Source organism: Corynebacterium sp., assembly GCF_012837295.1.
Lineage (GTDB): Bacteria > Actinomycetota > Actinomycetes > Mycobacteriales > Mycobacteriaceae > Corynebacterium.
On the sequence record NZ_DURI01000244.1, the window covers coordinates 1 to 9,850 of the forward strand.

General features: G+C 70.8%; 9 protein-coding genes. 2 read left to right on the forward strand and 7 right to left on the reverse strand.

Going from position 1 to position 9,850, the window contains the following annotated elements:
* Positions 1–42 precede the first annotated feature (42 nt).
* On the reverse strand, positions 43–3,021 hold the full coding sequence (gene topA / locus GX015_RS07915; protein WP_291344176.1) for a type I DNA topoisomerase: 2,979 nt from the start codon (positions 3,019–3,021) through the stop codon (positions 43–45).
* 502 nt (positions 3,022–3,523) lie between these two features.
* Complete coding sequence (locus GX015_RS07920; protein ID WP_048743413.1) at positions 3,524–3,727, reverse strand: cold-shock protein; 204 nt, start codon at positions 3,725–3,727, stop codon at positions 3,524–3,526.
* 202 nt (positions 3,728–3,929) lie between these two features.
* Between GX015_RS07920 and GX015_RS07925 the strand changes: the two genes are divergently transcribed.
* Both GX015_RS07925 and GX015_RS07930 read left to right on the forward strand, forming a co-directional pair.
* On the forward strand, positions 3,930–6,308 hold the full coding sequence (locus tag GX015_RS07925; RefSeq protein ID WP_291344187.1) for a DEAD/DEAH box helicase: 2,379 nt from the start codon (positions 3,930–3,932) through the stop codon (positions 6,306–6,308).
* Between the two features lie 151 nt (positions 6,309–6,459).
* Positions 6,460–7,296 (forward strand): CoA transferase, encoded by an 837-nt coding sequence (locus GX015_RS07930; protein WP_291344178.1) that lies wholly within the window; start codon positions 6,460–6,462, stop codon positions 7,294–7,296.
* Between the two features lie 44 nt (positions 7,297–7,340).
* Here the strand turns inward: GX015_RS07930 and GX015_RS07935 are convergent, their stop codons facing one another.
* The 5 genes from GX015_RS07935 to GX015_RS07955 form a co-directional block, all read right to left on the reverse strand.
* The gene (locus GX015_RS07935; protein ID WP_291344180.1) at positions 7,341–7,706 is read right to left on the reverse strand and encodes an Rv3654c family TadE-like protein; all 366 of its coding nucleotides are present in this window, start codon (positions 7,704–7,706) and stop codon (positions 7,341–7,343) included.
* 65 nt (positions 7,707–7,771) lie between these two features.
* On the reverse strand, positions 7,772–8,092 hold the full coding sequence (locus GX015_RS07940) for a TadE family type IV pilus minor pilin (RefSeq protein WP_291344182.1): 321 nt from the start codon (positions 8,090–8,092) through the stop codon (positions 7,772–7,774).
* 8 nt (positions 8,093–8,100) lie between these two features.
* Positions 8,101–8,289, reverse strand: coding sequence for a DUF4244 domain-containing protein (locus tag GX015_RS07945; RefSeq protein ID WP_291344188.1), 189 nt, complete (start codon positions 8,287–8,289; stop codon positions 8,101–8,103).
* 370 nt (positions 8,290–8,659) lie between these two features.
* Positions 8,660–9,319, reverse strand: coding sequence for a type II secretion system F family protein (locus GX015_RS07950; protein WP_291344183.1), 660 nt, complete (start codon positions 9,317–9,319; stop codon positions 8,660–8,662).
* The coding region (locus GX015_RS07955; protein WP_291344186.1) for a type II secretion system F family protein at positions 9,316–9,850 on the reverse strand (535 nt) is incomplete at its 5' end. The genes GX015_RS07955 and GX015_RS07950, both read right to left, overlap by 4 nt.

A 9,850-nucleotide genomic window follows, 5' to 3' on the forward strand; every position in this document is an offset into this window, starting at 1 on the left:
GGAAGGATCCGGGCCGGCCGCGGTGAACCGGGGAAGAGCGCGCTAAGACTTCTTGGTGGCCTTCTTCGCGGTCTTCTTGGTCGACTTCTTGGTGGTGCGCTTCGCCGCCTTCTTGGCGGTCTTCTTCGTCGACTTCTTGGTGGTGCGCTTGGCGGCCTTCTTCGCCGCGGGGCCACCGGTGGCGGCCTCCTTGGCGCGGCGCTCGGACAGCAGCTCGTTGGCGCGCGCGTCGGTCAGCGTCTCTGGGTTGTCGCCCTTGCGCAGCGACGCGTTCGTCGTGCCATCGGTGACGTACGGGCCGAACCGGCCGTCCTTGACGCTCATCGGCTTGCCGGAGACGTCGTTGTCGCCCAGCTGCTTCAGCGGCGGTTTCGCGGCGGCGCGGCCCCGGCGCTTCGGCTCCGCGTAGATGCGGCGGGCCTCGTCGAGCGTCACCGTGAACAGCTGCTCCTCCGAGGACAGCGAACGCGAGTCCGAGCCCTTCTTCAAATACGGGCCATAACGGCCGTTCTGGGCCGTGATCGTCTCGCCGTCGCTCGGGTCCGTACCGACCTCGCGCGGCAGCGACAGCAGCTTCAGGGCCTCCTCCAGGGTCACCGTGGACGGTTCCATCGACGCAAACAGCGACGCCGTCTTCGGCTTGAGCGTCTCCTCGACGATCTCCGCGATCCGCTTGGCCTTCTGGTTCTCCGCGGTCTTGGTGTCCCAGTTCTTCTTGCGCATGCCGTCGGCGGCGCGCTGGGCGTCCTCCGCGGCGCGCTCCTCCGCCACGATCTCCTCGGCCTTGACCTCGACACCGGCCTTCTCCTCGTCGGTGACGATCTCGGTGACGTACGGGCCGTAGCGGCCGTCCTTGGACACGATCATGCGGCCGTTGGCCGGGTTCGGGCCCAGCTCGCGGCCGCCCTGCGGCATCGCCAGCAGCTTCTCGGCGGTCTCCAGGTCCAGCTCGTCCGGGGTCATCGACTCCGGCACGTTGGCGCGCTGCACCAGATCCGCGCCCGACTCGCCGGCACCGGGGCGCACGCGCTCCAGGTACGGGCCGTAGCGGCCCACGCGCACCACGATCGGGTTGCCGTCGGCGTCGTCGAAGATGTGCAGCGAGTTGACCCGGCGGGCGTCGATGGCCTCGAGGTTGACGTCGATGATGTTCTTCAGGCCGCCGCGCGCCGCGATGACGTCGGCGCCGCCGGAGCCGTTCTCGTCCGAATCGCCGAAGTAGAAGCCGCTGAGCCAGCGCGTCCGGTCCTCGGAACCCGCGGCGATCTCGTCGAGCTCATCCTCCAGGTCCGAGGTGAAGTCGTAGTTGACCAGGTCGGCGAAGGAACTCTCCATCAGGCCGACGACGGCGAACGCCACCCACGACGGCACCAGCGCATTGCCGCGCGAGTACACGTAACCGCGGTCCTGGATGGTCTTGATGATCGACGCGTACGTCGACGGGCGGCCGATGCCCAGGTCCTCCATCTTCTTCACCAGCGACGCCTCGGTGAAGCGCGCCGGCGGGTTGGTGGCGTGGCCCTCGGGCGAGACGGAATCGACGCCGAGGGATTGGCCGGACTCCAGGCGCGGCAAGCGGCGCTCGGCGTTGTCGGCGACCTTGCGGCCGTCGCCGGTCTCGGAGACCTCGACATAGGCCTTCAGAAAGCCGGGGAAGGTGATGGTGCGGCCGGTGGCCGACAGCTCGACGGCGCGGTCGCCGCCGTCGGTCGCGGACGTGCCGGCGACGATGACCTTCATCGACGTGCCGCGCGCGTCGGTCATCTGGGAGGCGACGGTGCGCTGCCAGATCAGCTCGTAGAGCTTGAACTCCTCGGCGTCCAGTGCGCCGGCCAGCTCGCCGGGCGTGGCGAAGCGCTCGCCGGCGGGTCGGATGGCCTCGTGGGCCTCCTGCGAGTTCTTGACCTTGCGCTGGTACTGGCGCGGCGCGTCGGCGACGTACTCGCGGCCGTAGAGCTCCGACGCCTGGCGGCGGGCGGCCTCGATGCCCGACTTCGACAGCGTCGTCGAGTCGGTTCGCATGTAGGTGATGTGGCCGTTTTCGTACAGGCGCTGGGCGATGCGCATGGTGCGCTCGGAGGTGTAGTGGAGCTTGCGCCCGGCCTCCTGCTGCAGCGTCGACGTCATGAACGGCGGGTAGGGCCGGCGGGTGTACGGCTTCTCCTCGACGGAGGCGACCTGCAGGGTCGCGCCGGTCAGGCCGTCGGCAAGCGAACGGGCATCGGCCTCCCGCAGGACGGTGACGCCCTCGGGCTTCTTCAGCTGGCCGCGGTCGTCGAAGTCGCGGCCGGCGGCGACGCGCTTGCCCTCGACGGCCGACAGGCGGGCGTCGAAGCGGCGCGGCTGGGTGCGGTCGGCGGGCTCGGACCCGGTGTCCAGCGTCGCGTCAAGGTCCCAGTAGCTGGCGGAGATGAACGCCATGCGCTCGCGTTCGCGCTCGACGATGACGCGGGTGGCCACGGACTGCACGCGGCCGGCGGACAGCCGCGGCATGACCTTCTTCCACAGCACCGGCGAGACCTCGTAGCCGTAGAGGCGGTCGAGGATGCGGCGGGCCTCCTGCGCGTCGACCAGGTTCTGGTCGAGCTCGCGGGTGTTGTTGGCGGCCTCGAGGATCGCCGGCTTCGTGATCTCGTGGAACACCATGCGCCGCACGGGCACCTTCGGCTTGAGCACTTCGAGCAGGTGCCAGGCGATGGCCTCGCCCTCGCGGTCGGGGTCTGTGGCGAGGTAGAGCTCGTCGACGCCGGCCAGCAGCCGCTTCAGCTCGGCTACCTTCTTCTTCTTGTCCGGGCTGACCAGGTACAGCGGCTGGAAGCCGTTGTTCACGTCGACACCGAGGCGGGCCCACGATTCCTTCTTGTATTTGGCCGGGATGTCGGCGGCGCCGCGGGGCAGGTCGCGGATGTGGCCGACGGACGCCTCGACGATGTAGTCGTCGCCCAGGTACGGCTGGATCTTCCGAGCCTTCGTCGCCGACTCGACGATGACGAGTCGCTTCGTGCCTTTGTCGTCTGCCACCTGGAATCTGCCCTGCAACTTTCGGGGTCGGTTCGAGGCCCTTCGTGCCGGGCCCCAGGTCGGGCGCATTGCCTTCACCTGAATCTAAAGGGACACCGTACACATGCGGTGACGTGGTGCAGTCGAATAGGGGTGTGACCGGAATCCCCCTCACGGGGGTCATGAGTCTCCCCTCACCAGTGCGTGACCTGCGTTTTTCGGGGGCGGGCGGCACCGCGGGAATTTTTCGGCTTTTGCTTTGCGACGATCCGTCCACCGTGGCGCCGGATCGTCGTCAAGCGCGAAAACCGCGGACCCGGACCGCCGCAATAAGAAGGAGCACCGCAATTGCGGGAAAACGGCCGGGAAAGCCGGAGAAGGCCGGAAAATGACGACGGCCCGTCGCCCGGCCACCCGAGGGTGGATCCGTGCGACGGGCCGTTGGCTCCGCTTGCCTTCAGCGGGGCCGGCGTCTGTTCAGCTCAGGCGCGAACGCCCACAACCGATGTAGATGTGCCGAGATTTAGAGGCCGCGGACGTTCAGGGCCTGCGGGCCCTTCTGGCCTTCGCCGATCTCGAACTCGACGGGCTGGTTCTCTTCGAGGGTCTTGAAACCGGAACCCTGAATCTCCGAGTAGTGAACGAAGACGTCGTTGCCTCCGTCGGCCGGGGCGATGAACCCGAAGCCCTTCTCCGAGTTGAACCACTTAACGGTGCCCTGTGCCATTGTTGATGTACCCCTTTAGGTTGTTGGACGTGAGCGCGCCGCCTTACAGACGACGATTCAATCCGTCAGTCTGCCACGTATCGCCAGAATGTTCTGCTTTCGGGGTAGACGAACGTCATCGAGCGACGCCGCAAAAGTCGGCGAAAACGACAGAGGGGGTGGTCAGGTGCATGGTTTCGGCCGGGAACTTCTCGAACCCGTGATGTCGGCCCACCCCCGCGCGACCGTCACGCACGTCGCCGATCTGCCGCCGCGGGTCGGAAAGACCGCCGATTGGCCCGAGTGGGCGCCGCCGCATTTGCTGGAGGCGCTGGCCGAGCGGGGCATCGAAAAGCCCTGGACCCACCAGGCCGAAACCGCCGCGCACGCGTGGGCGGGGCGGCATTGCGTGGTGGCGACGGGCACCGCGTCGGGCAAGTCGCTGGGCTACCTGCTGCCCGTGCTCTCCGAGCTGATGGCCGATCCCGCGGCGACGGCGCTGTACCTGTCGCCGACGAAGGCGCTGGGCGCGGACCAGCTCGCCGCGGCGCGGGAAATCGCCGTCGACGCGGTGCGGCGGGGGCGCGAGGGTGCAGTGCGGGGAGGGGCCGCGGGTAGTGCAGGTGCCGGGGCAGGTGCCGGGCATGGCGAAGCGACGGTCGGCCCCCATCCCGTCGCCGTGGCGTCCTACGACGGCGACACCCCCAAGGACGTGCGCCGGGCGGTGCGCGAAGGCGCGCGGTGGATCTTCACCAACCCGGACATGCTGCACATCGGCATGCTCGCCCGGCACCAGTGGTGGGCGCGGGTGCTGAGGAAGCTGCGCTACGTCGTCATCGACGAGTGCCACGCCTACCGCGGAGTGTTCGGCGCGAATGTCGCGCTGGTGCTGCGGCGGTTGCTGCGCATGGCCCGCCACTACGGCGCCGAGCCGACCGTGGTGTTCGCGTCGGCGACGACGGCCGACCCCGCCGACCAGGCCGCGCGATTGATCGGCGAGCCGGTGGCGGCCGTCCTCGACGACGGCGCCCCGGTGGGCGAGCGCACCATCGCGTTGTGGGAGCCGGGACTGCTGCCGGACCTGCAGGGCGAAAACGGCGCCCCGGTGCGCCGGCCGGCCGTGACGGAGGCCGCCGACATCATGGCCGACCTGCTGGCCGACGGTGCGCGGACATTGACGTTCACCAGGTCGCGGCGCTCGGCGGAGACCATCGCGCTGGGGGTCCGCGAACGGTTGGAGAAGCGCGGCCGGGCGGACGTCGCCGCCCGCGTCGAATCCTACCGCGCCGGCTACCTGGCCGAGGATCGCCGCGACATCGAGCGCCGCCTCGACGACGGCGACTTGCTCGGCGTGGCCACCACCAACGCGCTGGAGTTGGGCATCGACGTCGGTGGCCTCGACGCCGTGGTCCAGGCCGGGTTCCCCGGGACGGTGGCGTCGTTCTGGCAGCAGGCCGGGCGCGCGGGCCGCCGCGGCCAGGGTGCGCTGGTGATCATGGTCGCCCGCGACGATCCGATGGACACCTACCTGGTCCACCACCCCTCGGCCCTGCTGGGCCGGCCGGTCGAGGCGACCGTGTTCGACCCCGCCAACCCCCATGTCCTGCGCGGCCACGTCTATTGCGCGGCGGTCGAGCTGCCGCTGACGGATGAGTTGCTGGCCGAGTGGGGTGCGGTGGGCGTCGCGAAGCAGATGGCCGACGACGGCTGGCTGCGCAAGCGGCGCGAGCGCTGGTACCCCACCGACCGCGACGAGGGCCCGCGCATGTCCGGGGCACACGCGGCGGTCGATCTGCGCGGCGGGCGCGGGCAGGACGTCGCCATCGTCGACGGCACCGACGGCCGCCTGCTCGGGACCATCGACGTCGGCCGGGCGATGCAGCAGATCCACGACGGCGCGGTGTACCTGCACCGGGGCGAGAGTTTCGTCATCGACCACCTGGACCTGGATTCGCTGTTGGCGCTGGCGCACCCGGAGGATCCGGAATGGTCGACGCACTCGCGGATGGACACCGACATCCGGATCCTCGAGGTCGGCGTCGTGCGCGACGTGGCGCCGGGCATCCAGGTCGCGTCCGTCGACGTCGAGGTGGAGCACCGCGTGACGTCGTATCTGCGGCGGCTGCCGTCGGGCGAGGTGCTTGATTCCGTCGAACTCGATTACCCGCCGGAGGTGCTGGAGACCCGCGCCGTGGCATACACCCTGTCGCCGGCGGTGTTGCGCCGGTGGGGCGTGGAGACGGCCGACGTACCCGGCGCTCTGCATGCGGCGGAGCACGCTGCGATCGGACTGTTGCCGCTGGTGGCGACGTGCGACCGGTGGGACATCGGCGGCGTGTCCACGGCGCTGCACATCGACACGGGCCAGCCGACGGTGTTCGTCTACGACGGTCACCCCGGCGGGGCGGGGTTCGCCGACCGCGGCTTCGCGACGTTTGGCGCGTGGATCCGCGCCACCCGCGACGCCGTCGCCGCCTGCGAGTGCGAGGCCGGCTGCCCGTCGTGCATCCAGTCGCCCAAGTGCGGCAACGGCAACGAGCCCCTGGACAAGGCCGGCGCCATCAAGGTGCTGTCCGGGCTCGCGGCCGCGCTGGCGGACTGACTGGCGGCAGGTCCGGGGCACGCTCCGTGCGAGTCCGGCTCCCCATTGCATGACGACGTTCCGGCCCCCGCGCGAGCCGGAATTCCACCGGGTTCCCCCTTGGCCGGTCCCGTGCGGCGACCGAACCCGGTGGCCGTTAGGATTCTGAAACATGATCGACGCCGACCAGATCCCCGCCAATGCCCTGAAGGGCCTCAAGGTCCTCAACCTCGCAGTCAACGTGCCCGGCCCGTGGGCCGCGGCGCGGTTGGGGATGCTCGGCGCGGAGGTCATCAAGGTCGAGCCGCCGACGGGCGATTCGCTGGAGGCGTGGTGCCCGTCCTGGTACGGCGAGATGGCGCAGGGTGCGACGGTCGAGCGCGTCGACGCGAAGTCGGGTTCCGGCCGGGCCCGAATCAATGAGCTTCTCGACGGCGCCGACGTCCTCATCACTTCCGTCCGCCCGTCCGCGCTGGCGCGCATGGGCATCGCCGACGCGGTCGAGGAGCACCAGCACCTGTGCCACGTGGAGATCGTCGGCGACTCCGAGGATCCGGAGCACCCCGGCCACGACCTGACGTACCAGGCCGCGGCCGGCACGCTGACCCCGCCGACGATGCCGCGGGTGCTGCTCGGCGATCTGCTGGGTGCCGAGCGCGCCGTGACCGCGGCACTGGCGCTGCTGGTGCGGCGCTCGGTCACCGGCCACGGCGGGCACGCCCGAGTCGGCCTGCGTCAGGCGGCCGACGCCGGTGCGGCCGGCCACCGTCACGGCATGACCGCCGAGGGCGGGCTGCTCGGCGGCGGTGTGCCCACCTACGGCCTGTACGAGGTCGAGGACGGTTGGGTGGCCGTCGCCGCTCTCGAGCCGCACTTCCACTCCCGTCTGGCGGACCTGACCCGCGCCACCGACGCCGAAACCCTGGCGCAGTACCTCCGCGGCCGCAAGCGCGCCACTGTGCTGCGCTGGGCCCACGATCACGACCTGCCGATCGCAGCGGTCGAGTAGCGGCCGGCTCGCGGCGGCCGCATGGTGGCGGCCCCGAGCAGCCATCAGCCTTCGGCCTCACCTCCCTCGCTCTCGTTTCCGCCGCTCGCGTCGTCGGCTGCCGGTCCGGCCCGGGCCACGGCGGAACGCTCTCCGCACGAGACGGTGACCTGCACGTCTTCCCCATCGCGGGTGCACCCCGTCATTGCGGCGCCGTTCGCGTCCGCGACGTCGGCGGCCGCCTCGCATCCCCCTCCCCCTCGTTGCGCGTCGACGGCACCGGCCACCGCAGCCAAGTCCGCGGCAACCGACGTGCGCCGCTGCTCCACCAAACCCGCTCCCGCGTGGATGGCCGCCATGGTCAACGCCAGCACCAGAGCGGTGATGAACGCACCGGTCACCGTCGTCGATCCCCGCTCATCGCGGAGCATCCGGCGGAGACTTCCCCTTCTCATCGTCCGCCTGCTCGATGTTCGACCGCTGATTGTTCGACTGCTCATTGTTCGGCCAGGGCGGTGGCGCGGCCGGTGACGTCGTAAAGCGGAAGACGCCTGGTCACGGTCACCTCGACCACGTCCGCACGCGCCGTGACATTGACCGAGGCACCGGAGACCGCGCTCCGCGCGGACTGCGCCGCGGCCGCGTCGCCACGGGCCTCAGCACGGGCGATGTGCCCGGCGGCATCGGTGACCGCGAGATGCGTGGCCACCACCGCGATCGCGCCGAGCGCCACCATGAGCACCGCGATGAGCGTGGACAGGGCGAAAGCCGTCTCGACGGTCGCCTGCCCGTCGTCGTCGGCGAGCAAGCGGCGCACGCGGCGGATCACTGGGTGTTCAGCGCCCGCTCGATGATGTCGGTCAGTGCGTCGGTGATCTGGCCGCCCGTGACCACGGTGTAGAGCAGCGCCCCGAACGCCGCCGCGGCGACGGTGCCCAGAGCGTATTCGACCGTGCTCATGCCACGGTCGTCGCCGGACAGGCCCAATGCGCGGCCGCGCAGGATGTGGAACAGCCGGGCGACAGGATTGTCCGAAGCGCCTCCCGCCGCACCGCCACCGACGCATTCGATGCAGTCGATGCAGTCGTCGGAGTCGGCGCCGGAGCCGTCGAAGGGATTCTCGAGCCAGATGTCGGGATCAAGGTTGGACATGGTTCCTCCTGGAAGTGCGTGCCCGAATCGGGCACGGCGAAATGTGATGGTTGGCCTGAACTGGTTGGACTGGTTGAACTGGTTGGACTGGGTGAACTGGTTGGACCGGCGTGGCTGGTCGGCACCGGGCGACCTGACTGAACCGGATCGGCCGGTCGATGGAGGGTGGCCGGATCCCTCGTAGGAGGTCCGCGCGCACGTGCCATGTCCCCGCTTCTCGTCGCGCCGCCCGTCACGTCGGCCCCATCGTCAGCGATCCGAGCATCGAGTCGGCCAGGCCGGCGATCGTCGGCACCAGCCCGAGGACCACGAAGGCCGGCAGGAAGCACAGCGCCAGCGGTCCGGCGATGAGCACTCCCGCCCGTTCCGCCGTCGCCTCCGCCCCATCGCCGGCGGCCGCCCGGCGCGCCACGGCCAGCTCCGCCACGCCCGCGGACATCGCGGCCCCCGAATCGCCGGAACGCCTGGCCAATGCGACGAGATCGGCCAGCTCCGGCACCTGCTCGAGCACCTTCCACGGAGACGCGACGCCAAGGGAAATGCGCACCGAGACGTCGTGAAGCGGACCGGACAGGCGCGGAGACGCCGCCGACGCCGTCGCGGCGGCCGCATCCCCCGGCGGCATGCCCGCGCTCAAACACGCGGCGAGAAGATCGAGGGACGACGCCGCGTCGAGCAGCCGCATGGGATCCGGTGGCCGTGTGCCGCCGCCGAGCCGATCGCGAATCCACGTCACCGCCCGCGGCCCCGCTGCCGAATCCTCGGCGGATCCCGATTGATGCGCCTGCGGTTCCCCATGGCTTTCCCGCGCCAGTTCCGGCCAGCGCTCGCTCGCCCGCGCCCCGATGGGGATCAGCGCGACGGCTGCGCACAGCAACAGAGCGACGGTCATCGGGTGCCCTCCGCCGCAGCCAGGATCCGGGTGCCCCACAGCACTCCGGCGCAGGTCAGCCCCGCCCCGACGATGAGCACCACGCCGCCGAGTCCCCCGGAGGCCAGGAACCCGACGGGCCCCGCCCCGAGCGCCTGGCCCATCGCGACGCCGAACACCGGCAGCGCCATGAGGATGAGCATGGTCACCCGCGGCCCCGCCAACGCCGCCGCCGTCCGCGACCGATGCGCCCGGCGAGCCGCGATGTCCCCGCGCCCGTGGTCGATGACGTCGGCCAGCCTCAGCCCGTGGGTTTCCGCGACGTGCCACGCCCTCGCGAGCCTGCGCAGCTCCGTCATCGCAGGAGCCTCGTCCACCGCGCGATCGAGCGAACCCGCGACCGATCCGCCCAGCCGCGCGCGCGACGCCGCCTCCGCCAGCGCCCCGGCCAACGGTTCCCCTGCTTCCTCCGCCGCGGCCGTCAGCGCCGACACCGGGGTGGCGCCCGCCCGCAGATCCGCGGCCAGCACCTCGGCCGCCCGCGCCGCCGAC